The organism is Planctopirus limnophila DSM 3776 (genome assembly GCF_000092105.1).
GTDB classification, from domain to species: Bacteria; Planctomycetota; Planctomycetia; order Planctomycetales; family Planctomycetaceae; genus Planctopirus; species Planctopirus limnophila.
This window is the reverse complement of the sequence record NC_014148.1, coordinates 4,537,382-4,563,033: the sequence shown is the minus strand read 5'-3', so window position 1 is coordinate 4,563,033 and position 25,652 is coordinate 4,537,382. Positions and strand designations below refer to the sequence as shown.

Genomic DNA, 25,652 nt, shown 5'->3' with positions numbered 1-25,652 from the left:
AAAAAGCTATTCGAGTTTACGTTACAAAAGACCGTTGATCAGGCGGAGAGTTTATGCCGTGGCGGGATCGACCTTTTCAGGATCGATACCGAGTTCCTGCAGCACCTTGGGCAATCGCTTGGCATCAAAGTGCCCGTCTTTGGCCAGAGCCGACAGAGCCGCGAAGACAATGCACTCGGCATCGACTTCGAAATGGCGACGCAGCACTTCGCGAGCTTCACTCCGACCGAAGCCGTCACAACCCAGAACAGTGTAGCGCCCAGGGAGATACTGCCGAATCTGCTCAGCCACGAGTTGAACGTTTTCACTGGCCGAGATGAAGGGCCCCGTGACTCCAGCCGTCACCTGATCAATATGGCTCTGCTTGGGTTTCTTGTCGGGATGGAGAGCGTTCCAGCGTGCGACTGCCTGAGCATTGCGCTTCAGTTCGTTGTAGCTGGTCACACTCCAGACATCCGCTTCGACGCCGTACTTTTCCGAAAGGATCTGCTTGGCTTTGAGAACGTACTGCATGATCGGCCCGCTCCCCAGCAGCTGCGGCCGGTGCGTCCGCTTCTTGGCAGTGACGCTCGGCTCTAAGGGATACAGACCGGCACAAATCATTTCCTGTGTCACGCCAGCAGGGATCGCGGGCATGGGGAAGGTGCCATCGTTGTAGACCGAGAGATAATAGAAAACGTTCTCGTCTTCGGCATACATGCGGCGCATCCCATCCTGAACGATGGCCGCCACTTCATAGCCAAAGGCCGGATCGTAAGCCAGGAGGTTCGGTACACTCGATGCAATGAGCTGTGAGTGTCCATCCTGATGCTGCAGACCTTCGCCGTTGAGCGAAATGCGGCCCGAGGTTCCACCGCACAGGAAGCCCTTGGCGCGGGAATCGCCGGCCAGCCAGATGAGATCGCCAACTCGCTGGAAACCGAACATCGAGTAGTAGACGTAGAAGGGGATCATGTTCAGGCCGAGGTTGGCATAAGCCGTTCCCGCAGCCACGAATGACGACATGGCACCGGCTTCGTTGATCCCTTCCATGAGAATCTGGCCGTTGGTTTCTTCGCGATACCAGACCATCTGACCGGCATCAACCGGTGTGTACTGCTGGCCTTTGCTGCTGTAGATCCCCACCTGAGCAAAGAGGGTGTGCATCCCGAACGTCTGGGCTTCATCGGGGATGATGGGGACAATGCGTTTGCCGACATTCTTGTCGGTGCAAAGCCAGCCCATAATCCTGCCGAGAACCATGGTCGTGGACCATTCTTTGCCCACACTCCCTTTGAGTGCAGTCTGGAACTGGTCAAACGAGGGAATGGTGAGCCGCTCGCTCGTCGGCTTGCGAACGGGGAGGAAACCCCCCAGTTCTTTTCGCCGTTCGAGCATGTATTTGACTTCGGGGCTCGAAGGATCTGGCTTGTAGAACTTGGCGGCTTTGGCCTCTTCGTCCGAAAGTGGCAGTTCAAAGCGGGTGCGGAACTTGAGCAGATCGTCTTCTTCGAGTTTCTTCTGCTGGTGTGTGGTGTTCTTGCCTTCGGCAGATTCACCCAGGCCGTAGCCCTTAATGGTATGGGCAAGAATGACTGTGGGGACACCCTTGTGATTCACAGCCGCATGGTAAGCGGTATAGACCTTCTGGGCATCGTGACCACCACGACGGAGATCTTTAATCTGGTCGTCGCTCAGATGCTCCACGAGCTTGAGGAGTTCGGGGTTCTTACCGAAGAAATCCTGCCGGATGTAGCTGCCTGATTCGACAACGTACTTCTGGAACTGACCATCGACGATTTCGAGCATCCGCTTTTTGAGCTGGCCCGATTCATCATTAGCGAGAATCGGATCCCAGTCGGCACCCCAGATGACCTTGAGAACATTCCACCCGGCACCCCGGAAGAGGCCTTCGAGCTCCTGAATGATCTTGCCATTCCCGCGGACGGGACCATCGAGCCGCTGCAGGTTGCAGTTGATGACCCAGGTGACGTTGTCGAGATGTTCGCGAGCCCCCAGAGTGATAGCACCCAGAGTTTCGGGCTCATCGACTTCCCCATCGCCAATAAAGCACCAGACGCGCGACTGGCTGGTATCGAGCAGGCCGCGATGCTGCAGATAACGAAGGAACCGGGCCTGATAGAGCGAGCAAAGTGGCCCCAGACCCATCGAAACCGTGGGGAATTGCCAGAAGTCAGGCATCAGCCACGGATGCGGATAGGATGAAAGACCCTGGCCACGCGGTAACTCGCGACGGAAGTTTTTCAGATGGCTTTCGTCGAGACGGCCTTCCACGAAGGCTCGTGAATAAACGCCCGGCGAAGCATGCCCTTGAAAATAAACAAAGTCGCCAGTGTGCGACTTTGAAGGAGCATGAAAGAAATGGTTGAACCCGGTTTCTACCAGGCACGCCGAAGAGGCAAATGTCGAAATGTGACCACCAACACCGGTGCCACTGCGCGCAGCCTGTACGACCATGGCCATCGCATTCCAGCGGACAATCGAGCGAATCTTGCGTTCGATCTTGCGGTCACCCGGATAGCTCGGCTCAGCATCGACGGGAATCGTATTAATATAAGGAGTCGTCAGACTGGCAGTACCCGTGACACCTTTGGCCGAAGCCCGCTGCTGCAATTCGAGCAGCAGAGCGCGAACTTCTTCTGGCCCATAACGATGGAAGACATCATCGAGTGATTCGTACCACTCGGCCAGTTCATCGGTATCCAGCCCTACCGCAGGGAGTTCGCCTAACTCTGTTTGAGACTCGGAAACAGCATGTCCGTTAGAAGCTGCGGAACGGCTCGAATCTGTCATCATACCCGCCATGTGTGTCGTACTCCCGAGTCGTTGTGACAGGCCATGCCAACCGGCCACAAACTTCCAGCAGTGATCCCCTTAGAACGAAGAAGGGATCGCCGCCCATATCGAATGACTGATGTGATCTGGTTTGTAATCTTCTTGATCGTAACGGAGAGGCCCCAGTCCGCACAGTGAGGAACAGGCAGACTGTCTGGCAAATTATGACGATTCTCTGCGAATCTGGCAAAGCCGGGAGAACAGGATTCGGTGTTCACCAGAACAGAGCAGCGACAGCTTAGTCAACGCAACAAACAGGCTTCTGGCTCAAAAACAGCCTGATTTCAGGGCTGACAAGGCCGCATTTCTCGCAAAATGCAGCCTTAAGCCCCATAAGCACTGTATCTGCGTGCACCAAAATAAAACGCCAGGCGAACCAGAGCCCACAAAAAGAGACACCAGCCACAGGCCGCCAGCAGTTCCATGGCCATTTCTTCGTGGGAATATCGCTGCAAGGCGACTGCCGCAGGAAAGTAGGCCAGGTATTTGAAGGGCAACCACTGGACGATCTGGCCGAATGTCCCCGGGAGCCAGTCGAGGGGAATCATGTGCCCACTCAAAATGTAATTGAGGAGCATGTAGACAAAGACGAGCGAACTCACTTCCAGAAACCAGAAGGAACAGAGGCCCAATAGCGTCTCGATGAGAAACCCCAGCAGAAAGGCCAACACGAGCGAAGCCACGAGCGTCGCCCAGGTGGCAGCATCGGGCCAGCCGGGGAAATAGGCCCGGCACAGCCAGAAGACCAGTGCAAAGGGCCCAGCGGCGACGGCGTAGTAGACCAGCTTATGTGCCGCCCGGTGCCAGAACAGAAACTCGACCAGATCCACAGGCTGGGTGAGGAATTTCTTGATCGTGCCATCCCGCACATCGCGGGCAATTCCTGTCGTCAGGCCCGGCATACTGCTGAAGGCGCGGCCCAGCATCACCAGCAGAAAATAGGCCACCATGTCGGCATAGGTGTAGGTATTGATCTTCCGGGAATCACTCGCGGACTTCGCATCGAAGATCGCGCTCCACAAAAAGATCTGCGTGATAATCGGCAGAAAGCGAATGAGTGTCGCAAAGGCAAAATCACCGCGATAGGCCAGACGCTCCTCAATGCTTGTCCGCAGAATAAACCAGCGCAAACGCCATTGCGCCAGCCATTCGGCAGACCATGAATGCTCATGAGCCTCTACGCTTGCCGGTATTGCTCCAGAATTGGTGGTTGGCAATGACATGAAGACTCACAGATCGTACGAAAATGACCAGTAGCTCAAAAATCTCACGGTCGCAGGATTCGAAGTTCAAGTAGTCGGCTATTCCGCTGGTTTCATTTTGGCTAAACGCTGAAGAACTTCCACCCCTCGCTGGAGTGTGGCATCTTCTGTCGCGAACGAGATGCGGAAGTGGGTATCCCGCTGGCTGAAGACGTTGCCGGGAATGATCAGCAGTTCATTTCGAATGGCTTCTGCGACAAACGTGCTCCCTGTTCCCCAGGGGGCTTTCAAGAAGAGATAGAAGGCTCCCTGAGCGCCATGAATTTCAAAGTACGGGCTGAGTTCGCGCACCATAAAATCCCGCTTGCGTTTGTAATCGGCGACGCGGTCCGTGATGTCGGTTGTCCAGGCTTCCACACCGGCCCACTGCACAGGCTGGGGGGCGCAGACAAAGGTAAACTGCTGCAGCTTGATCATCTGCTGAATCAGTTCTCGCGGTCCATGGGCAAAGCCGAGTCGTAAACCGGTCATCGAGTGCGATTTGCTGAAGCCATCAATGACAATCGTTTCGCGATTCCACTTGGCCGGGCTGATGAACTCATCGTCGTATTGAAACGCGCGATAGATCTCATCACTCAAGAGAGCGACATTGTGGCGGGCTGCCAGTTCAGCCAGACCTTTCAGTTCCGCCGCCGTAGCAACAGCACCGGTAGGATTCCCTGGCGAATTGCAGATGATCACCTTGGTCTGTGGAGTGATGGCTGCTTCGACCTTCTCCAGATCAATCCGGAAATCAGGGTAGGTATCAATCAGCTTCACCACACCGCCACAGAGCGTCACAATGTGCTTGTACATGACGAAGTAAGGGTCGAAGACAATCACTTCTTCGCCCGGATTGACCAGTGTCATTAAAGTCAGCATGAGGCCGCCACTTGTGCCGCTGGTGACGAAGACTTCGCGATCAGGATCGTGGTATTCGGCCTGAACGCTGGCATTCAAAGTCTCCAGCAAGGGCTTGATCCCTTGCGACTGGCTGTAAACATTTTTACCGGCATCGACTGCCGCCTTGAGTGCCAGTTTGACATTCTCTGGGGTATCGAAATGGGGCTGCCCGATGCTCAGGTTGATCGGGTTCTTCATCGTGGCTGCCAGATCGAAAACCTTGCGGATTCCCGAAGCATCGATCTTGCGCAAACGATCCGAAATCCATTGTTCGCTCATTGTGGGCTCAAATTCCTGTGTCGATTTCATCACCAGAATTCAGGAGGCGATGAGGAAAACTTGGTGATCTACTGAAGGCAAAGTATGCAGCGTTATTTCCAGGGATGTTCGATCCGCTGTTCATCGAGGAGTTCAATCCACATCTGCTGGTGGGCCAGGGGGACTTCAATCGTGTCTGGTAACGTGGGTGATTTCTCAAGGTGCTGAATGGCACGGGGATGTTTCATGGAACTGACAAAGGCCGCGAGCCGCTCGGGCGGGAAGCGTTCGGCCATTTCACTCGATGGCTCGATTGCCAGCAGAAGATGTTCGGAGTCATCGCCGAAGGGAGATTTCTTGGCTCGTTCGGTGGGTAAACGGCCATCGCTCAGTGCCGCCAGCAGCAGGCCACATAACAGGCCGTACTGCAGATCATGCTCACCAGTTAACAAGCCGAATGTGCGAGCAGAGTTCCAGCTTCGGGCGGGCTGGCCTTCTTTATCAAACGCGAGATCAGCCGCTGGTTGGCCCTCGGTTTGTGCCGGGTCGAGCAGCATGAGCGAATCGAGACTCGCCACCTGTGTCGAAATGAGAGTCAGACTGCTTGCGGCTGGCAAGCACCAGGCACTGCGATGCCCTGCCACTCGCGGCGTGCGATCTCCCACCGGGCTGAACTCGGCCCGGCCTGTACTTGAGACCATGAAGCCGATCAACCCGCGGTGTGCGAGATTCGCGACGACAGCTTCTGGTCGATCAATGGCCGAGCTATTGCGAATGACGGCGCCTGCGATACCGGTGGCCTTTGCCTTTTCAACGAGCAGTTCTGTCGCATAGGCCATCGCCACCGACCCTGCAGCGCGACTGCCATCGAGATGCACCAGCGATGGTTGATCGCGTACTGTCAGAATGCGTCCGCGGGGATCAATTTCCCCCAGATCCATGGCCCGTACCATCGACGACAGGTAGGGGAGATGGAGCCCACCCCAGGCAGGCAACCAGGGCGAGAGGATATAATCGATGACATGCTGCGAATCGGCCCCGAACAACCCTTGCCGGGTGAGAACCTTCAGGATGGATTGCTGGAGATCCGCCACCTGAAGGGAAACGGTTTCTACCGCACAGACTTCTGGCGGCTCCACATGATCAGAGGGGTTGGAGGCTTGATTCATGGGAATGTTGCTTTCTGAGTTCCAACCGGCACTGAATTCCACAGACTAACAGGCAGAGATCGATTTCCAGACACAGGGCCAACCTATTCTCACTGACCTGAGGCCGTTTTGTCGAGTGGATCGAAGCGATAGGCCCGAATTCTCCAGGGGCCTTTGCCTTTGACAGACAGGCGGTACTCGCCCCCTTGGCCGATATAAACGCCGCTGCCGGTGCGGATCGGCTTGCGGTGCATGGCGACGACTTCGTTCGATTTCCCCTCAGAATTCGTCCAGCGGATCATGTCCAGCACCGTAGCGTACTTATCGTGGCCATCAAAATCCCAGCGCAGCTGCCAGTTGTCGGGTGCCTGAAAACTCTGGCTGCTTTCGAGACTTCCTTCCCCTTCGATCTCGAAAATCAATTGTTCTGGCTGAGGCAGAATCGGCTTTAACGTTCCGGCCGAAAGAGTGATGGCGACGACGACCGCAAACGACGCCATGGCCACACCGAAAGCGATCAGCAGTTTTTTGTTGTTCGACATGCAAGGCATCCAGAATTCGAAGCAGCGATGGAAACCGGTGGGCGTGGCGAAAGTCGATCAGGAGATCGAAGTTGCCAGTATCTAATTCTAGCCAAATCCTCTGGCGGCAGCGCTGGCGGAGGTGGTTGATCTACGTGAGGATCACGACATCTCATACCCTTTCCATGAAACTATGGCGCTCTGTGTGGCATGCTTGCAGTTCTGGGCAAGCATGTTTTCGCAACCAAAAACGGGCTTTTGTTTCCTGGGCACCGTATCACATACAGCCGCCCTGAGGTGTGGCTTTGCACGGAACCACCAGATGGGTTTTGTCCTGCACAAATCTTGTAATGCATCGAGGTCAGGTAACGGGTAAAGTGCCCGGGTCATCGCTGCTGCCATTCCGGCTGGCGAATCTTTTCTCAGGCATTCATGACGAGGTAAACGATGGGTCTCATCCACGAATTCAAAGAGTTTGCCATGCGTGGCAATGTGATCGATATGGCTGTGGGGATCGTCACGGGAGCGGCCTTTACCAGTATTGTCACTTCGCTGGTGAAGAACATTATCACACCGCCGATTGGAGCGCTGCTCAAAGGGGCGGACTTCAGCAAGCTTTCAATCAACATTCCCGTTCCTGCAGTGGCAGCCGGGGAAGTGGCTTATGTCCCGATCAGCTATGGGCTGTTCCTGCAATCTGTGTTTGATTTCGTGATCATCGCCATGGTGCTGTTTATGGTGCTCAAGGGGATCAATACGCTGAAACGCAAGCAGGCCGCCGAAGAGGCGGCACCACCCGTCCCGACCCGCGATCAGGAACTGCTGATGGAAATCCGCGACCTGCTCAAAGCCCAGTCGAGCACAAGAGAGAACGAATAAACGTTGGTTTCGCAAAGCCTGCTGGCTTGAGTGAAGGGGCGAAGGCTGGAAGGAAAGAAGGGGGAAAAGAAAAGGAGAAGCCCGGGTGGCCCAGACGTGGCTTTGCACGTCTGGGTGACGGCAGTCACAAGAATTACCTATCACAACGCAGCATGGATTTGGTCATGTAAATGGTATATGCCTTCCCGAAGTCCAGGTGGGTTGCGCAGAGCCTTAACCCACCCTACATGGCTGATCTCACGATCATATACATTATTTTTCAGTGACGAAGAGTGAGTGACAGATGGGAGAGATCCAACAGAATCGAGTAGCTTGCAGTGCGAATGGCCGTGTGATGGTCATCTCGCATTTACAAGAGATCCTGATTTACTCGGCGATTGATGGGTCACCAATCTGGCGACAACAATGTCAAACAGAAATCAAGAGCGTAAGCGCTAATGCCGGTTTTGTTTACGCGCTCGACAACAGCAAACAGATTCATCGATGGGAAGCACTTAAAGGCGAGATTCATGAATCGCTTTCCCTACCCGAACAGCCCTTGGGAATGGCGGTTAGTGCGGAAGGAGATTGCGCCGTCTTCTCACCAAATCACTTGTTTTTGCTGCGCGACCTCAAGATCGTGCAGTCCATTGATCGTTCATCGATCAGTGCCGTCGGTTGGGTAGACGATGCTGGAGACATCCTTGCAATCGGCGACCAAACAGGGCAACTCTGGTTTTTTGAATGGCGTATGGACTCAGGGATGAATCTGCATCCCGCTGGTTACCTGAAGTTGAATTGTTCGGTCGAATATATCCATTGGGATCATTGCCAATCCTGGGTTGTGGTCGCCGGAGGAGAGATCTGGCAAATCAGTCGCAATGGACAAAAGTCGAACAAAATCATCGATATGTTTCAGCAACCAATACATCATTTAGCAATTTCAGTTGATGGCAATCACCTTGCCGTCGCCGTTGGTCAGCAAACTGTACTGGTTTTTCGTCTGGGTAAGGCACAAATAGGAAACCCTGGTCAATTCGATTATCAAGACCGAACTATTGCCGGTCTCGGGTTTGGATTGGATGCCACACTATTCATTGGTTTGGATACCGGTGATGGCAATATCTTTGACCTAAGTACATCAGAACTAACTTTTATTCGCACGGATCCGCATCCCGGTCGCCCACTGACCCTATGGACACTGTCATTCGACTTACTCAATGTCCTTCCGAACCCAGAAGTGAGTTATGATCGAAAGTCGAAAAATCCGCTGACTGCCTATCTCGCTACGAGAGAAGAGATATCCCGGCAGGTCAGCACGAAAAAATATCCGGCTTGGATTGGCCCAATCCTCGGAATGATTGCAGGTCTCGTCTTTGGTGCCCGTCTGGCCAAAGATCTTCCCGGCAACGAAGTATTGGCTTTTGCGGTGGCGATAGGGATTGGCGGTTTCGCTGGCAGTATTGTCATGCTGCTCGATCTCATGAAAAGGAAATGACTTGAGTCTCCCCCAAGCAGACTATTTCTGGCGTAACTCCCTGACAAACCCGGTGGCCCAGGCGTGGCTTTGAACGTTTGGGTGATGAGATAAGTGTTGGTGGATTGCGCAGAGCCTTCATCCACCCTACGGGGTTTACCCTGTGCGGCGATGTCATATCCTGTATGTAGCAAGACGGAAAAGACCCTCACCCTGCCCTCTCCCACGAAGACGTGGGCGAGGGTTCCAGAGCGGTGTTTGCTAAACGCTGGCGAGGGTTCCAGAGGGTGGCTTGGGGGATTGCTTGCCAGCTTGCTACGGATTACGAACGAGGGAGTTCGTCGAACTTGATCGCGGGCTTCTGGTCTGCGGTGGATTCTCGTGTAAAGATCTCGCCCACTTTGCCGGTCTCGTTAAAGAAGCCGCAGTTGGACATGAAAAACTGTGTCCCTTTAGCGCCGCCGTTGTAATCGAGCCGATGTCTGCCGCCGCCTGTGGGATCCACACTGAAACGGGCCTGGGTGCATTCGTGCCACTGGCCATCGACATCGCAGACCCACACGTTTCCATACAGAGCCCCGCGGGTTTTATGCCCATAGCTGGGGTTAAAGTTCTCCAGAAATGAGTGGAACCGCCTCAGATACGTCTGTGTTTTCGGTCGGCGGAAGCTGGCCATGAGCTTCCAATCCTGCTTGTCTTTTTCACAAAACCACGAGGTATAAAGCGTACTGTCCGGCCCATCCGGTTTCACTTCGGTCAGGAAGCTGTAAGTGACGTCAGCCTTCCAGGGATAGACCATAAAACTTTGTCCGCCCGAACCTTCGTTGCCAAACTCACCCACGCGGACGTTGGCCCCCGAGGCGAGTTTGACAATCCGTTGATCTTCGGGAATATCCTTCGGGTTGTCGGTGCTGAAGGGACTCCAGATGGAAAAGAGGACCCGCCGCTCGTTGGGCCCGTTGACTTGAATACCGAAGTATCCTTCACCAAATCCATTGGCCATGAAGTACGAACCCATCGTATCCTGGCCTGCGGGGACGGTGAGTTCGCTGTAGCCGTACTGAACCTTGATCTCCTTGGGCATCTGATAAGTAAGATGAACAGAAGGCCCCCGGCGGCCCCAGTAGAACATGTTCCCTTCGTTGTTGCGGACATATTCGACCTTGAGCCCCGGTGTTTCGGAGGTCACGACGACGTTGGCGATTTCGGCAAAGACTTTGCCTGTGCGTGCTTCGCCCTGGAGATCGACGCGGACATAGCCTGGCTCGGTGATTGTGAGCTTTCCGACCACATGATTTTTGAGTTCGTTGCCGGTGAGCGTGATGGTCCATTTCTGGTCACCCGAAGAGACCAGCAGGCTTGACGTTCCCTCGGGAATCAGTGCATTCAGTGACAGTTGGACTTCGGCCGGCTGATCGACGCGAAAGTAAATCGAGTATCGGTCGCTGGCATTCGACCAGGAGAAGTTGCCGCCACGGCGGGAAATACGGACTTCATTCTCTGGATCAATCGAATAGATGTTCCCCGCAATGGGAACTTTCCATTCCGCAGCCTGGGCCAAAGCCCCCAGCGTGCTCAAGGCCCCTAGCGTGCTCAGGGAGAGTACAGCAAAGCCCATGAAAATAGATCGCAGCACGGCATTTCTCCCTTGGAATTCGCTCATCGAAACCTGATGAGGAAATCATGGGGCGAAAGCGCGCCAGGTGTCAACCATTCGGCAGGCAGGTAGGGACATAATATCAATTGTCTTGACTTTACGTGGGTGTTCGTTTTGGGAAGAAGATGGAGATTTTTCTTGTGCCAAAAGATTCATAGCGGTGGGAAGATGTTTACCAATCGCTTGGAAAATAGAATTGAACGATAACGGCCACACAATCGATTCTGAAAATGCAGTCGATAGAAATCATCCAGTTATCGTCGATCATCGACGTACTATTTCCAAAGGACGTGAGATTCCCATTGGTCGATGAAGCCCATGGAACGTAATGGAATCTTGGGGAACTCGTTCAGCAACCCCTTGAGACCCTGCCCCCATTGACTGTCGGGTGAGATCAGATTCAAGCAGAACTTAAGCATGGTGAGTACTATAAACACACGATTGTCCGGTAGTGGTTGCGCACTGGCACCAACTCCATGTCTCCATTGATGATCCTTATTGGGAACCATGGGTTTGACGCCCAATTCACGATTCCAAAGACGACCGTGGTGTGCACAGACATTGCGAACCATATTCAGCGTCACAAGCCATGACTCAAAAACGATATCAGAAAGCTTGTATCGCCTGGCGACGATCTTTTGGATGTCCCGGTGGCTAGCTCTGTAGAAAGTCAGCAGGTGGCCAAAAGTCATAACTTCGCATGCGGCCCAAATGGGAAGTGATCGATGATGTGAGCCGTACTTTGTCTTAAAGTGTTTGACAAAATCTTCGTGAGGCTTGCTTTTGGCCAACGGCTCTTTCAGTGCTTCGAGCAGCCTTTCGCGATCTTCCTCACTTTGCACATTAGGCAGCGTACCAGTGTCATCTGCGTAGCCAAATGGGCCGTGCTTTTCAGCATGCAGGTATGTCAGGTTTGTCCGAATATCGACTTCAATGCGTTCGATCGCATCCATAACTAGGAGTCGTAACCTGCGGTCGAAAACATATCTCGACCAGATGTCATCGAAAGTGGTTCCGGGTACCAGGTCTTCACGGATGGGGTCGTTCGGGGAGCTTTTCTGACGAAATGGTCGAACGTAAGCACTTATTCGGTAATAACTTACTGACTGAAGATGCTGAATGAGAATTTCACGATCTGCTTTCAAACCCCGTTGAATCAGAAGATCGGCTTGCTCTGAGAAGGTGAGAAATTTTTTCTCGTACTCCATTGTCAGGCCCGATGAATGGAGAGGATTCAATGTAAAAAATTACATCTGAAAACGAAAAGACCCTCCGAAGTGTGCATGCGTTGCCGCAGAGGCCCGGAGGGTATGCTGTATAGTAGATTATCGGTTTCTTGAAGCGTTGTCTAGAGTATACGTCGAAGATGTACCGGATGTTTGGAAAAGTGACTTATCTGGTTACGCTTCTAACCTAAGCGATTTTGGTGCGCAATTGTCAATTTTACCAGATACTTTTCTGTGCACAATATCAATTCAGTCTTGAGTTGTTTTGGTCACAGAAGGCCTTGCCATCCCAAGTTGCCCATACAACTTATTTCATCGCCCCACAAAGAGTTCTGTCTGGTACTTCATCAGCACCTCGCCATCTTTGGCATGGCGGGCAAAAATGGAACGTAAGTCAAGAAGCATATTGGCATGTCCCGGCTGGGCTTCGAGGGGCACATACGAGGCCGACATCAGCAGCCCTCGCAAATCTTCATAGGTGAGCCACTTTTCGTGGGCGACTTCGAAGGTTTGGTAGCCGCCGTTGCTGCCGCTTTGTCCATTGCCAAAGAACTCTTCGAGACGCCGCTGGTCCCGATGAGAATCCCGGATGGCGGCGTAATCCCGGCCGTAGGTACAGAGTAGTTGTTCGTACTCTTCGAGAAACTTTGAGCCCTGCGTTTGTCGATGATTCCAAATGAGCGCCACCCAGCCTTGCGGTTTGAGAATTCTTCGAACCTCCAGGCGAGTGGCCGGTATGTTGAACCAGTGAAAAGCCTGCGCAGCGACGACCAGATCGATGGCAGCATCTGGCAAAGTGGTCGCTTCCGCAGTTCCTTCGACGATGTGGAGGCGCGCCTGGTCACCGAAAAGCTCCCTGGCGGCCTGACGCATCGATCGATTCGGTTCGACAGCATAAACCTCGTTCCCATGCTCCAGAAAAAGCTGCGACGAAATCCCCGTTCCCGCACCGAGATCCGCCACCACCCACTGCGTGTTGAACCCCGTCACCCGCTGCAGGACCGATAGCACCTCTGGCGGATACCCGGGTCGATACTTACGGTAGTTTTCGACTCGATTGGTGAATCGATTCAAAGAATCGGTCATGTCAAGTTTTCTTCTGGGATGACTGGCGGAAATGTCGGGCGAGTGATCGATATCATTAAAATTAACGACGATTCTGCTAACTGGATTCATCGTATCGTTTGTGGGTGTGTCTCGTTCTCAACGAAGAATTGCAAGTTGAGTATAGTTTTCAATAGGTTCAGAACCCGTGAAGCAGTTGAAGGGAATGGAGTCACCACAAGCAACATTGATAACCACTCGTTCGTACCACCAGTTACCTGTGTCGATACAAGGAAAGCGGCCATTGTATTCCACTGAAGCCCAACGGTTCCATGGAATCTTAATCGAGTGCTCGGGTGCGACGGGAGTTCCTGATTGATCAAAGAACTGGCGTGCTGGTGCCCCTGTCTGATATCGGTAAATCAGGATTGCATAATCATCGTGTCGTTCAACCTCTGCGTTTTTGCATCCAAAACGATTGTCTTCGCAGTGTCCTGTAACGCGTACGCTTGTCGGAACAGCGAATCTGTTGCATTCAGAGTATGCAACCGAGTGCCAAACAACGTTTCTAAAGTCATCTGGCACACTTAATGGAAGGCGTTTGGGTACGCAATTTCTCAGCATGGCAAGTGAACCGCCACGCGACGATTTTGTCCACGACGTTGAGATTGTCTGTACCGCGATCATGTCAATAAGGTGTATTCACCTAACGTGTGATTGTTCCGAAAACTTGCGACGAGAATACAAGGCGGACTTTGGCAGTCAATGTCAACAGGTTCAGTGGGATGTGTTGAGTTATGCCGCATGAGTGAGCTGCAAATTTCTTGCTCGGAAAAATCCATTGCATGCAGCTCGTCGATTCATCGTTCGCCGACTTTAAGCAGGGTCGATACTTACGGTAGTTTTCGACTCGATTGGTGAATCGATTCAAAGAATCGGTCATGTCAAGTTTTCTTCTGGGATGACTGGCGGAAATGTCGGGCGAGTGGAACTGATGCATCGATTGTACGCTGAATCCCCAAGTGAATCGTAGGTGATGGCCTGCGGATTCTCGTGCAGAATCAGCATGAGGGGCTGTTCACAGGTCGGGCGGGGACTTTATGATCTTGTCTTGCTGGTTGATTGCCCCGTGATGGTCGACAGGTCGCTTACTCCCATCTTTGACTGCTTTCTGAAAGCCATGTTGCCATGCCTTCGTCTGCTTGCCGAACTTTGCCTGGGGATTTTCGCGCCTGGTGCTGCTCCTGGATTGGTGCCATGGTTGTGGCCTCGATGGTCCTCGGGTCGATGATCCTGGGGTCGCGGAGCCTGCAGGCTTCCGATTTGAATCTCACGCGAATCTCGGGGACATGGCAGGTTGATTCGGCCACGACCGATGTGCTGCGTTCGACCGTCCTCCCTTACAAAGATTACCTGCTCAAGATTGATGGAAACAAAGTTCGGATTGAAAGGCCCGATTCGATTCTGCCCGTTGCGACTTTAGGTCTGCGGGTCAAGCCGGGTCGTTTGCTTGATGAGCCGATGCAGTTCGACTTGTACGATGCCCAGAATAACCATGTCTATCAGGGCATTTACCGACTGAACGGTTCGCAACTGGAGTTGTGCCTGGCCCCGTACGGAAAAACAGCAGTGGATGACAACCGACCCGAAAACTTTATCCCCAAAACGGGCGATGGTGCGACACTCGTCCGTCTGCACTGGGTGAGAAGATAAGTCGGCGTGAGACGGTAAGCCGGGAATTCGACGGCTGACTATTCGATACAACTCAGCGTCGATATTCGTGAACTAAAGGCCCGGCACGAAAGGGTTACCGAGCCTGGTGCATTCCGTCGGGACTGCATGCACCCGACATGAGGAAATGCAGGTTCACCACTGCGTTTTGCAGAGTGTTTCGAGTGACCGTTGTCATCCAGGCTTTCAAAGCGATGTTTGAGCCACCCAGTCTATGGGTATGCGGGAGACTGTATTGCTCCTTCTCCCGTTCCGACGGGAGAAGGCCGGGATGAGGGGAACTCGAACGTATTCGGTGTACTATCCACTAGCGGTCTAAACGCAGCATGCTCTTCATCTCTGGCTACCAATCGTCAATCAGCGCTCCTGCGGAAGCTGTGGTGACTGTTGCACATCGCTTGGCAAGACCCTCACCCGGCACGGAGGTATGCGCAGGGCACGCTCAGTGAGGTCGATGCTCGAAGCCGAAGTGATAAGAGTGGCGACGATTTACGCCGGCTTGAAGCAGTGCTGGATCTCGTGCTGATGTTCGAGTAACCAGTCGATCGACGGCTCGTGCTTCATGGCTTTGGCAATCGCTTTGGCTGTGGCCTGACGGTGAGTGTCGAACAGAATGTTATGGTCAATTTCGACCGAGGTGACCGACGGGTCGAGCCAGACCGAGATGATGATCCCCAGATCGTTGGCCTTTTCTTTCGGAATATCTCCCTTGCGAACAGCATCCAGCACACCATTCGCAATGGCGGCCTGCACTGTCCCCATCAGAATGTTTGTGTAAGCTTCACTTTTGACAGTGACCTTACTGACCATGAGTGTGGCAGGACGGACTTGAACATCGCAGTTGAGAATGGCGAAAACGCGTGAGTGGCCTTTGATCTGGTCACCTAACAGATTGGCCATGGCATAGCCGACTGGCCCATCGAGTTCCCCAATCACGACTTCGGGTTCAGCAGCAGACCAGGCGGGCTCAGCCTCGACCAGTGCTTCGCCAGTGCGCATGACAATGCGATCAACCGCGGCAGGTTTTGTTGGTGGCGCAACCGCTTTGAGCTTTTCGGCGGCTTTAGCTGTAGTGGTTTTCGCAGGTGCGGGAGCAGCCTTTTTAACAGCTTTTTTCTTAGCCATGCTGGTCTTTCCTGTGTATTCAATGGATGCGGTGAGTCTCTGGCAGCAATTTGATCGTTGAAAATCCCGCTCAAGCATGTGAGCTGGCTACAGGATTTGTCAACATTTGCCACAGCAGATTTGCCACAGAACTGTTGTCGTTCAGAGGCTGTGGCAAAAGATCAGAGAGATTATCCATCGGCTAACCGACACTCACACTCCGCATCTGGATGAGTTCTTCGTAGGCTTGAAGTTCTAGCAGTTTCCGGCGTTGTAAACGGCGGTACTCGGCCAGTCGATTGACGGCATCCCGATATTGTTGTGTCGCCCGGTGCAAAGCCAGCCCGGTATTCCCCTGGACGACCAGATGATGGAGTGTTTGAAACACGGGAAAAAACTCATTGTGTGCGTATTCGAGCATCTCGGCCGTATTGACTTCGATCTGCCGGGCTAACTCTCGTACCGATTGCCGGTCATGCAGGCGCTCGGCATTGGTCATCTGACGCATCACGCCGGAACTGTCGGAAGTGTTGCCTTGTGCGGCTTCCTTCGGATCGACCAGTCTGCCGAAAGGGCTGATTTTGTTCTTCAGTTGCTGCGACAGACTTTCTGCTTTTTCTAAACCCGAGAGGGCTTTGGCAAAGCCCGGCTTGACTTCCAGCGACTTTTTAAAGTTCTGAATGGCCAGTGGATAGTTCTGCATTTCGAGATAGACGTTGCCCAGGTTTTGATAAGCCTCAGCAAAGGCTGGGTCGAGGCGAATCGCTTCCCGATAGGAAGAAATCGCCATCTGCCATTGTGACTGCTTGCGATGCGCGATCCCCAGATTGTAATAACCTTCGGCACAGCGTTTATCGCGATTCAAACCTTTGCGAATGATCTCGACCGCTTTGGCATATTCACCCATGCGATTGTAGATGGCACCGGCATTGAAGAGCGGCTTACCATCGACGGGCTTGAGTGCCGCCACTTCCAGAAAACAGTTGATGGCTTCCTGATAAAATTCTTGCACGAAGTAGATCGTTCCCAAACCATCGTAAGCCGCAGTGTTGGACGGATCCTGAGCAATGACCGCCTGATAGATTTGCGTGGCGGCAGCAAATTCTCTCTGGCGGGCGAGTTGCCTGGCCTGATCGAGAAGTTCATCAATCGAGGGAGCGGACATGAAGCTTCCTCCCGAGGAATCGTCCTGAACTGCAGATAGGTTCTCAACACCGAGGGGGAGTGGATGTTACTACAGAGTTTTCATCCACACGTTCAAAATATGTAAGATAGAGATGTGACGTTACGGTCAGAAAGTAAATTTTTCGTGGAGAACGTACGAAATCCTGATCGTCTGGACACGTGACCATTGACTGTTTTGAACCCTAAAGGTGTGTCCTGTCAGGCATCTTCGAGCGTCGGCTCCTGAGTCATGCCATCGTCTGCCTGGACACTTTTGGCAATCGCTTCCAGCAGTGGACTGATTTCTTCGAGTTCTTTATCGGGCCCCTGCACTAAAGTCAGCAGGGTACGCTCTCCCGTGCGGAATGCGTGCAGAGAAACAGTCGTCACCAGATCGAGGCAGACAAAATCAAGCTCCCGTGCTGCATGCATCCCCGGGGCTGCCGACGGGGTAAAGAGCGGATACTCATCCATTTCGGGATAGATTTCGCGGTAAGTTTCGACAATCTGCTCGATGACATCCTCGGGATCCTGAGGGGGATCCATCACGACGACCGAGAAAAACGAACACCCCTTCGAATTGACGGTGATGGTGACCGTTTCGTCGTTTCCCTCTTCACTGACAGGCCAGCTGACCGGGTAAACGAACTTGATGCCATGTCCTTCGAACGTCGCCAGATCGCCAGTCATACCAACAACCTTCTATAAATTCGCCCATTCATGATCCATCGGGCAGAAGCTCGACGGATTCTCGCTGACTGGAGATCGCCGAGAGAGTTCCTGCCAGTGGATTGATCACTCGCAGACTCGCCTGCTGCCGGTCGTCTGGATCCTGCTGAGGTATTCCGCAGAGGTATTCCACAGCCCGATACGATAACCTGCGGGCTGATCTCTGAGGAGTGTGCCGCCATGTCCAAGCATCGATCGCAGACAATTTCGAGACCTCCCCAGGAGACGCCTGCCACAGGCCGGGCCATGGTTTCTGTGCTGCCCACGCGTGAAAAGATGCTCCTTACGGCCAGAGATCTCTGGCCAGCCTGGGTTTTAGGAATTGTGGCCACTCTCTGGGTGCTGTGCCAGCTTGATGCGGGAGGTCTACACCCCACATGGCCCGAAGGCCCTGGCCTGACGATTGATGAATCGTTCAATGTTCAGCAGGGTGTATTTCTGAGTCGAGCTTTAGGAGCTTATGGGCTGGCGCTGCTGAATCCCTTGAGCCTGTGGGAGATTTTTCAGGATGAGATTTATCTGGCCGATCATCCCCCTCTGGGCCGGCTGTGGCTGGGTCTGCATCATGATTTTCTGAGATATGTCGTGGGGATCGAGAGCCTCGGGCAGAAGCGGTCAGAGATCGACTACACCCTCGGAAGAGCTGGTTCTGCGACAGCCTTTGGCCTCACTGTCATGCTCGTTACCTGGTGGGGCATGAGATGGGCTGGTCGATGGACGGGCATTGTGGCAGGGTTGGGTCTGATGACGATGCCACGAGTCTTTGCGCATGCCCATCTGGCTTCTCTGGAAACGGTGACGAACCTGGCCTGCACGGGCTTTGCACTGGCGGCTGCGAGCTGGTGTCTGCGTGCACCAGCAGCAGTTTCCAGCCCTCTGGATGAACAGAGCGAAACCGTCAGGCCATTACCCGACTGGCTGCCCGTCGCTGCGGCTGGAGCGATTTACGGTTTAGCGTCACTGACAAAAATACAGGCCGTCCTGCTGTTACCACCGATGCTGCTCTGGTTGTTCGCGATCTATCGGCTGCGGGCGGTGCGATTGATTCTGGTGGCTGGGCTGGCTGCGGGTGTGGTCTTTTTTTGCTGGCCCTGGTTGTGGAGTGATCCTGCCCACAGGACTTTGGAATACCTGGGCCGCGCAACGAAACGGGCGACGTTGTCAGTCTGGTATTTTGACGAGAAGTTTTCGGATCGGTTGACTCCGTGGCATTACCCGTGGGTGACCACCGCCATCACGATTTCCTTACCTGTGCTCATCCTGTGCTTGTATGGTTCGTGGCAAGTGATTCGTGGCCAGATGCCACACTCGGTGCAAGACAAGCAAACCGCGACTCTCCGTGGTCGTTTGCTGCTGATGTTTCTTGTGACGCCTTTGATTGTCTTCAGCTTGCCTGGCGTGGCCGTCTACGATGGAGAGCGGCTGTTCCTGACGATTTTTCCACTGGTGGCGTTACTGTCAGGTCTGGGGCTGACCACACTTCTAGAACGCTTCAAGAAGTTGGAGAATTGGCCATTCCCGAGGGCGATTGTGGGCTCATTGTTTGGCCTGCTGGCGATCGTCCAGTTATCGTCCAGCCCCTTCTGGTTATCGACCTATAGCGGCGTGGCAGGAAGTACTGCGGGAGGTGCCGCCCTGGGCATGGAAGCCAGTTACTGGGGAGATGGTCTCACGCGCAGTTTCTGGAAGGAATGCGAAGGAAAAATTCCACGCGGAGCTCTAGTCGCTGTGGCCCCGGTCCTGCATCAGTTTCAACTCCCGGATTGGAAATCGCAGGTTCCTGCCATTCTGAGGAATGACTGGAAGCTAATCCCTCTGGCGGATGTTTCTGGTGCAGAGTTCACAGCCGTCGAGCAGCCGAGGTTCGTCGTGATCTTCTGGCGAAAAGCCGATCTTGCGGCCCCACTGCAGCAACAGCTGCTTGCGCACACCCCACTGGTGCAGAGGAGTATTGGCGGTGTGCTGATCGCTGGTTTGTACGAGCTTCCTGCGATCACGTCGACCACGAATGAGAAATGAGGTGAGTGGCGCCGCAGTCTGCAAGTCATGCTGGCCCTGTAACCCTCGCCCGCGTCTTCGTGGGCGAGGGTGGCACGGAGTGCCGGATGAGGGTCTTTCCCATCGATGTGAATTGATCACAAGAGTTTCAGAACCAGTGGCGACCCGCTGAACTGGCATTGACTCACCTTTCGAGGTGGATGATAAGAACAGTTTCAAATTCCTTCTCCCTGCCATTTTAACTGTCCACGAAACGGCTCCCATGGCCACGCACTCCTCGACTGCCGATGCCCATGGTCAGCATGGCAAAAAAGAAGGCCATGAGCAGTCCGCAAAATCAGCCGGGAAGATTCTGGGTCTTCCCAAAAGGCTAGCCTTTCTGGGAGCTGGTTTGTCAGGAGGGATTCTTCTGCTGGCACTCGTTTGCTGGTGGCTCTTTCCGGGCGAATCGACCGAAGCGATCCATCTGGCGAATGCCGTCAAGTTATTGGAGGAAGGTCATTTTGAAGAAGCGACCGAGCTGCTCCAGCCACTGATCGAATCGCAGTTTCTGGATGATGAGGCACCGGGTCGGATGGCTTATGCCCAGGGGTTGCTGGGATATCAGGAGGCACGAAACTCCGAAAAAGAGATGGAGTTACCCAGACTGGCATCGGCCATTGCTTTCTTGCGGGATGCTCAATCCCGCGAGCCCGAGATCAGAAAGAACCCGACCTGGCAAAATGCCATGGCTCAATCGCTCTACCGCACGGGTGCCATCGAAGAAGCCCGCCCCTGGCTGGTTCAGCTCTCGACCATCGAAAACTCTTTTCAACCCCAGTCTGTTGATACGCTCTGCGCGCTCGATCTCTCTTTGGTCGATATCAATCGTGTTGCACCACCAGCCCCAGCTCCTGCTCCGGAAGTTCATTCATCACAGCCCCACGCTGCTGATGCCCATTCCCAAGAGCCTCATGCCGACTCACACGATTCGCACGCTTCCGAAAAAAGTCACTCGCACGAGCCTGCAGCAGCGGGCCACAGCAAAGCTCATCCTCCTGCTGCCAAAACAAAACCCGCTTCAGATCATGGCACTGGACATGGAACTGGGCATAGTGAGAAACACAGCCCAAATGAGCCGGAGGGCCATGGCCACAGTAAACATGACGGACATAGTGACAGTGGCGGGCATGGCCACAGTGCAGGACACGGGGATGACGCCGCCGAAGCTGAGCCGGAGGAACCTCCGTTTATCGATCCTTATGCCAGCCTCCCCATGCTTGAAGGAGATCTGAAGCGTCTGGCCAATCTGCTCGAAGGCCAGAAACTTTCTCCCGAAGATCGCACAATGCTGCTCCTGAGACGTGCCGATGTCCTGCTCGCACTCGAACGGACTCTCGAAGCCGAAGCCGCCATGCAACTGGCGCGGAACTCTTCGACCGATCCCGATGGTCTGGCAATTCAGGAAGCCCGCCTCGCGATGGCCAAACGCAAGTTCGCCGACGCAGAAAAGCATCTATTGCCACTGACGGAAGGGAAGCGTCCCAACCTCCGGCATGTCAGTACCGCTCTCTATCTGCTCGCTCGTTGTGCGCTTGAACAATCGTCGGCCGAGAGTGCTCTCAATGAACAGTTAGCCCTGCGTGGTCAGGGAATGAAGCGTTTACGCGATTTACTGGTGCGTTTTGTCGGTACCGAAGAAGCCGTCGTCGGAATGCTCGACATGGCCGACATCCATCGTCTCGAAGGGAACACGGAGCGGGCCATCGAGCTCTATATCGGTGCTGTTCGCACCATTGTGCGGCTGGAAGACTATCACAACCGCTGGCTGAGTCAGACAGCCTTTCGCGATCGTCTGCGAAATGCGTGGAAACTCTGGGTGGAAGGTGGCAAATATGCGGAAGCACTGGCCCTGGCAGAATCGCTACCGCCACTTTTTGATCGAGTCGAAACCGCCGAACTGGTCGCCAATACCACCCGTGCCTGGGCCATGACTCAGCAGGAGGAATATGACCAGCTGCCAGAATCTCTCAAGCCACCCAAACTGGCACAGGTGCGAAGTCGTTGGAAAGCCAGCGCTCGCGCCTGGTATCAGTTGGCACAAACTCGCAAAATGAACTTCAGGTATCCCGAGGACCTCTGGGAAAGCTCTTCGGATTCCATCGCTGCCGCAGATTACAAGTCGGCACTCGAGCGTGTTGATGAATATCTGGCCACTCTCCCGCGCGAAATGCTGGCGACGGCACTCGTGCGCAAAGCGGGCCTGATGATGGATCTGGATCGACTCGATGAGGCGATCCCCATTCTCGAATCTGTCCAGCAGAAATTCCCCTCCGATCCTTCCAGCTACAAAGCACAGGTACGACTGGCCAAAGCCTTCACCGAAAAAGGGGATCTCTTCCGTGCTGAGACTCAATGGCGTGCCATTCTGGCCTCAGAAACTCTGACACCTGAGGCTTCTGAATGGAATGAAGCACTTCTTAAACTTGGCTGTCTGCTGGTGGATCGCGGGATCCTGCTGCGGCAGGAAGCCGACAAGAAAGGGGCGAAAGGAAATTCACCCACCCCGGCTCAAACAGTTTCCGTCTCGTCAAATGCCAGTGACTTGCCAGGAACCTACATTCCCGATGCCGGGATCGACAGCATTCGCGCTGTTCAAATTGAAGCCTCCTCCCGCCTGACAGAATTCCTGGCACGTTATCCGAATGATCCCTCCGAAGTGCAGGCCATGTATCAACTCGCCCGTTCCCAGCGGGAGCAGGCCCGGCTGATCCGCAATGCCTTGAAATCACCACTGGCTGAAGCCGTCAAGCTCCGTCTGGCCGAACAGCAGAAGATTCTCGATGAGCAATCTCTCGATAATCTCGTCAAGCTGCGCGACACTTTGAATAAGCAGGCCAATCAGACAGGGTTAAATACGCTGCACGAAGCGATTCTGGCCAATACGGCTTTTGATGTCGGGCATCAGCTCTTTGAACTCCGTCGAGATAAAGACGCCATCATGGCGTACAACACAGCGATCAATCGATATCGCAACAACCCGCAGGTCCTTTCGGCATTTCTCCAAATGGCCGAAGCTTATCGCCGCATGGGGAAACCTGCCGAAGCCCGCAGCATGCTCGAACAGGGGCGGGTCATCCTCCGGCAGAAGCAGATTCCAGACAGTGCCTTCGACAACCTGGGTTCAAGCCTCACTCGCGAGGAATGGGAACTCTGGCTGGAAAAAATCAGCCAGCTGGGTCACTGACATAATCTTCCCGGCTTTCTCTATTCTTTAAGTCGTCCGCACGACAAAGGTTGGCACCACGTATCGGGTGGCACGCCCCGGGAGCCACAAACATGAAAACAGTGCGAAAGGGCGTGTTCCCCTCAAAAACCCTCGCCCGCGTCTGCGTGGGAGAGGGTGGCACGAAGTGCCGGGTGAGGGTCTTGCCGCTGGGCATGGATTAATCGCCAAGACTTCCGCAGGGGCGCCTATTGTCTGTCAGTCGCCGGAGATGAAAAGCATCCTGCGACGAGGCCGGTGGTGAATTGTTTCCCCCATAGGTGCGAGCTCGCTCTCATCCCGGCCTTCTCCCGTCAGAACGGGAGAAGGAGAAACAGCCGCATTCATATTAAGTGAGGCAGAGGTCAGATCGATGCCACAGGATCCACCGGAGCAAAAAGTCTTCAAATGATTCGAGGCCAACGGTACTGCAATCTGTACTGCTCATGGCCACTTCCATTCGCTTTGGCAGGATCTGCCGGAGTTTCAACCACTTGATTGGCAAGGTCATTCCACCCTGCTTAGCAGGTACAACAGGAACTCTGGACGAAGGGCGGCGAGCACGCTTCTTACCCCTGTTACAAGCGGCACTGTGGGTGCATTCGCTACACCAGCAACAGTCACACACAAGAGCCCCGGTCTCGTTAATCGTTAAGGTCAATGGAGTGTTGGTAAGCTTTGACGACGAAAATTGCCCGCAAAGTCACCCTTGTTTTACGGAACCGGAACAACCGGCATATTTACATGGCCGGAAGACACAAATCCTTGCTCAATTAGCGGTTTGGGAAACTCAAGCGATCGTTCCAGTGGGGCCGATGGAATAGGCAACTTCGCCCGAGCAGTCCGTATCACCGGGTGGTGATGCGAGGAACTGCTCGGAAGAAGACAGCGACCTTGCCACTCGAGATCGCCCGCAACGATCGAAAAGTGGTACGGGGCCTGGTCAGCCGGACATGTGAAGGATTCAGTTTGGTGTGACGCGACACGGGTCGCGGGGCGGGGCTGACAGCTCGGCGCCTTAGGTGAGCACCGCCTGCCAATCCACTGCTGACCGACACTTGTCTCGCGGGTTGGGAAGACCCTGTTTTCGAATCCCTAGGGAAGGAGATTGAGACTCATGCGATGGATCAAGTTTTGTGGAACCATGCTTGCTGCGATGAGCATGGCCTCGCTGGCTGAAGCCGGCCTTTTCCGCGGCCATGGCTGCGGTACCGAAAAGGCTTGTGGTTGTGCTTCGACCAGTCAGCCTGCCTGCTGTAAGCCCGTTATTGTCAAGCCTTGCTCGCCAAACGTTTACGTTTATCAGCGCAAGTGCTCCGACATTAAGCCCCCCTGCTGCGATACATGTGCTCCAGCGACTTGCTGTGCACCTGCTGCCGCCGCTCCTGCTTGTGCTGCTCCTGCAGCCTGTGCTCCAGCCCCAGCCGCTTGTGCTCCAGCCTGTGCTGCTCCTGCAGCCTGTGCTCCAGCTCCAGCTGCTTGTGCTCCAGCTTGTGCTGCTCCTGCAGCCTGTGCTCCAGCTCCAGCCGCTTGTGCTCCAGCCTGTGCTGCTCCTGCAGCCTGTGCTCCAGCCCCAGCTGCTTGTGCACCAGCCTGTGCCGCTCCTGCAGCCTGTGCTCCAGCTCCAGCCGCTTGTGCTCCAGCCTGTGCTGCTCCTGCAGCCTGTGCTCCAGCCCCTGCTGCTTGTGCTCCAGCTTGTGCCGCTCCAGCCCCAAGCACCTGCGCTCCAGCCACCTGTGCTCCCAGCTGCACTCCAGCTGCCAAGCACTGTGGTCTGTTCGCTCGCTTGAAGGCTAAGTGCGCCAAGCCATCGTGCGGTTCAACATGTGCACCTGCTCCTGCAGGCTGTGCTGCTCCCGCTGCCTGTGCTCCAGGCTGTGCTGCTCCAGCTCCAACCAGCTGTGCAACCACAACCTGCTGTGACGTTGACCCTTGCGAAGTTGCCAAGCTGATCTACACCTCGCAGACAGCTTGCTACGCCAAGGATCGTCGTCATGCCATCCACAAGCTGGGTGACAAGTACAACTGCGTCTGCAGCCCAGAAATCATGTGCGCCTTCATCTACGCCCTCAACGATACCGATGAACGAGTTCGTCTGAAGGCTGCCGATGAAATCGGTGACCAGATCCGCAAGCACTGCTGCTGCTCGCCAGAAGTTGTCGCTGCTCTGACACACGCTTTGGGTGATTGCCACAAGCCAGTCGTTCGTCAGGCCAAGCAGGCTCTGGAACTCTGCGGCTACGAAGTTGTTGAAGGTAACTGCGATGCTGTCTGCTCGACAAGCTGTGCACCAGGCACCTGCCCAGGCACTGCTCCAGCAATGGCACCAGCCCCTGCCCCAATGGCTCCCGAAGCTATCCCAGCTCCAGTTCCACCTGCTGCTCGCAAGAACAGCGAATATCGCCAGCTCTTCAGCTTCAACAACTAGTTTGTGTCGGCTGAACAGTGAATCGATAACGGCAATAGACTTCTGACGGTGTTACAACGAACAGCAGCCCCCGATCGCAAGACCGG

Annotated in this window: 18 protein-coding genes; 6 read left to right on the top strand and 12 right to left on the bottom strand. The window is 54.4% G+C overall.

From position 1 onward, the window contains the following. Positions 1–51: 51 nt before the first annotated feature. The 5 genes from aceE to PLIM_RS18150 form a co-directional block, all read right to left on the bottom strand. Positions 52–2,805 (bottom strand): pyruvate dehydrogenase (acetyl-transferring), homodimeric type, encoded by a 2,754-nt coding sequence (gene aceE, locus PLIM_RS18170; RefSeq protein ID WP_013111776.1) that lies wholly within the window; start codon positions 2,803–2,805, stop codon positions 52–54. A 353-nt stretch (positions 2,806–3,158) separates the two neighbouring features. Next, complete coding sequence (locus PLIM_RS18165; protein ID WP_013111775.1) at positions 3,159–4,058, bottom strand: ABC transporter permease; 900 nt, start codon at positions 4,056–4,058, stop codon at positions 3,159–3,161. Positions 4,059–4,136: 78 nt separating this feature from the next. Continuing rightward, the gene (locus tag PLIM_RS18160; protein ID WP_013111774.1) at positions 4,137–5,258 is read right to left on the bottom strand and encodes a pyridoxal phosphate-dependent aminotransferase; all 1,122 of its coding nucleotides are present in this window, start codon (positions 5,256–5,258) and stop codon (positions 4,137–4,139) included. A gap of 92 nt (positions 5,259–5,350) precedes the next feature. Continuing rightward, the gene (locus tag PLIM_RS18155; protein WP_013111773.1) at positions 5,351–6,406 is read right to left on the bottom strand and encodes an Ldh family oxidoreductase; all 1,056 of its coding nucleotides are present in this window, start codon (positions 6,404–6,406) and stop codon (positions 5,351–5,353) included. Positions 6,407–6,495: 89 nt separating this feature from the next. After that, positions 6,496–6,927, bottom strand: coding sequence for a hypothetical protein (locus PLIM_RS18150; protein ID WP_013111772.1), 432 nt, complete (start codon positions 6,925–6,927; stop codon positions 6,496–6,498). Between the two features lie 426 nt (positions 6,928–7,353). Between PLIM_RS18150 and mscL the strand changes: the two genes are divergently transcribed. Together mscL and PLIM_RS18135 are read left to right on the top strand one after the other, a co-directional pair. Beyond that, on the top strand, positions 7,354–7,785 hold the full coding sequence (gene mscL, locus PLIM_RS18140; RefSeq protein WP_013111771.1) for a large-conductance mechanosensitive channel protein MscL: 432 nt from the start codon (positions 7,354–7,356) through the stop codon (positions 7,783–7,785). 331 nt (positions 7,786–8,116) lie between these two features. After that, entirely contained in the window at positions 8,117–9,262 is a 1,146-nt protein-coding gene (locus tag PLIM_RS18135) for a hypothetical protein (RefSeq protein ID WP_196349479.1), read from the top strand. 301 nt (positions 9,263–9,563) lie between these two features. Here PLIM_RS18135 and PLIM_RS18130 read toward each other — a convergent pair whose 3' ends face one another. From PLIM_RS18130 to PLIM_RS18120, 3 genes are all read right to left on the bottom strand, one after another. Beyond that, positions 9,564–10,877, bottom strand: coding sequence for a DUF3472 domain-containing protein (locus tag PLIM_RS18130; protein ID WP_230849340.1), 1,314 nt, complete (start codon positions 10,875–10,877; stop codon positions 9,564–9,566). Between the two features lie 296 nt (positions 10,878–11,173). Further along, entirely contained in the window at positions 11,174–12,106 is a 933-nt protein-coding gene (locus tag PLIM_RS18125; RefSeq protein WP_013111768.1) for an Abi family protein, read from the bottom strand. Positions 12,107–12,436: 330 nt separating this feature from the next. Continuing rightward, positions 12,437–13,210, bottom strand: coding sequence for a class I SAM-dependent methyltransferase (locus PLIM_RS18120; RefSeq protein WP_013111767.1), 774 nt, complete (start codon positions 13,208–13,210; stop codon positions 12,437–12,439). A 1,146-nt stretch (positions 13,211–14,356) separates the two neighbouring features. On the opposite strand from PLIM_RS18120, the gene PLIM_RS18105 reads away from it, so the two are divergent. Next, positions 14,357–14,881: a hypothetical protein gene (locus PLIM_RS18105; RefSeq protein ID WP_041402165.1), complete on the top strand. Its 525-nt coding sequence runs from the start codon at positions 14,357–14,359 to the stop codon at positions 14,879–14,881. A gap of 507 nt (positions 14,882–15,388) precedes the next feature. On the opposite strand, the gene fae is transcribed toward PLIM_RS18105, so the two are convergent. The 4 genes from fae to PLIM_RS24255 form a co-directional block, all read right to left on the bottom strand. After that, positions 15,389–15,898, bottom strand: a complete 510-nt coding sequence (gene fae / locus PLIM_RS18100) for a formaldehyde-activating enzyme (protein ID WP_041403876.1) — start codon at positions 15,896–15,898, stop codon at positions 15,389–15,391. 307 nt (positions 15,899–16,205) lie between these two features. Beyond that, positions 16,206–17,168: a tetratricopeptide repeat protein gene (locus PLIM_RS18095; protein WP_013111762.1), complete on the bottom strand. Its 963-nt coding sequence runs from the start codon at positions 17,166–17,168 to the stop codon at positions 16,206–16,208. Between the two features lie 218 nt (positions 17,169–17,386). Continuing rightward, on the bottom strand, positions 17,387–17,857 hold the full coding sequence (locus tag PLIM_RS18090; RefSeq protein WP_013111761.1) for a hypothetical protein: 471 nt from the start codon (positions 17,855–17,857) through the stop codon (positions 17,387–17,389). Positions 17,858–17,885: 28 nt separating this feature from the next. Further along, on the bottom strand, positions 17,886–18,101 hold the full coding sequence (locus PLIM_RS24255) for a hypothetical protein (protein WP_148227176.1): 216 nt from the start codon (positions 18,099–18,101) through the stop codon (positions 17,886–17,888). Between PLIM_RS24255 and PLIM_RS18085 the strand changes: the two genes are divergently transcribed. The 3 genes from PLIM_RS18085 to PLIM_RS24820 all read left to right on the top strand — a co-directional run bounded on the left by PLIM_RS18085 (position 18,077) and on the right by PLIM_RS24820 (position 25,566). After that, on the top strand, positions 18,077–19,915 hold the full coding sequence (locus tag PLIM_RS18085) for a hypothetical protein (protein WP_013111760.1): 1,839 nt from the start codon (positions 18,077–18,079) through the stop codon (positions 19,913–19,915). The genes PLIM_RS24255 and PLIM_RS18085 overlap by 25 nt on opposite strands. A gap of 241 nt (positions 19,916–20,156) precedes the next feature. Next, positions 20,157–23,120: a tetratricopeptide repeat protein gene (locus PLIM_RS18080; protein ID WP_148227175.1), complete on the top strand. Its 2,964-nt coding sequence runs from the start codon at positions 20,157–20,159 to the stop codon at positions 23,118–23,120. Between the two features lie 1,135 nt (positions 23,121–24,255). Next, complete coding sequence (locus PLIM_RS24820; protein ID WP_230849339.1) at positions 24,256–25,566, top strand: HEAT repeat domain-containing protein; 1,311 nt, start codon at positions 24,256–24,258, stop codon at positions 25,564–25,566. Positions 25,567–25,652 lie beyond the last annotated feature (86 nt).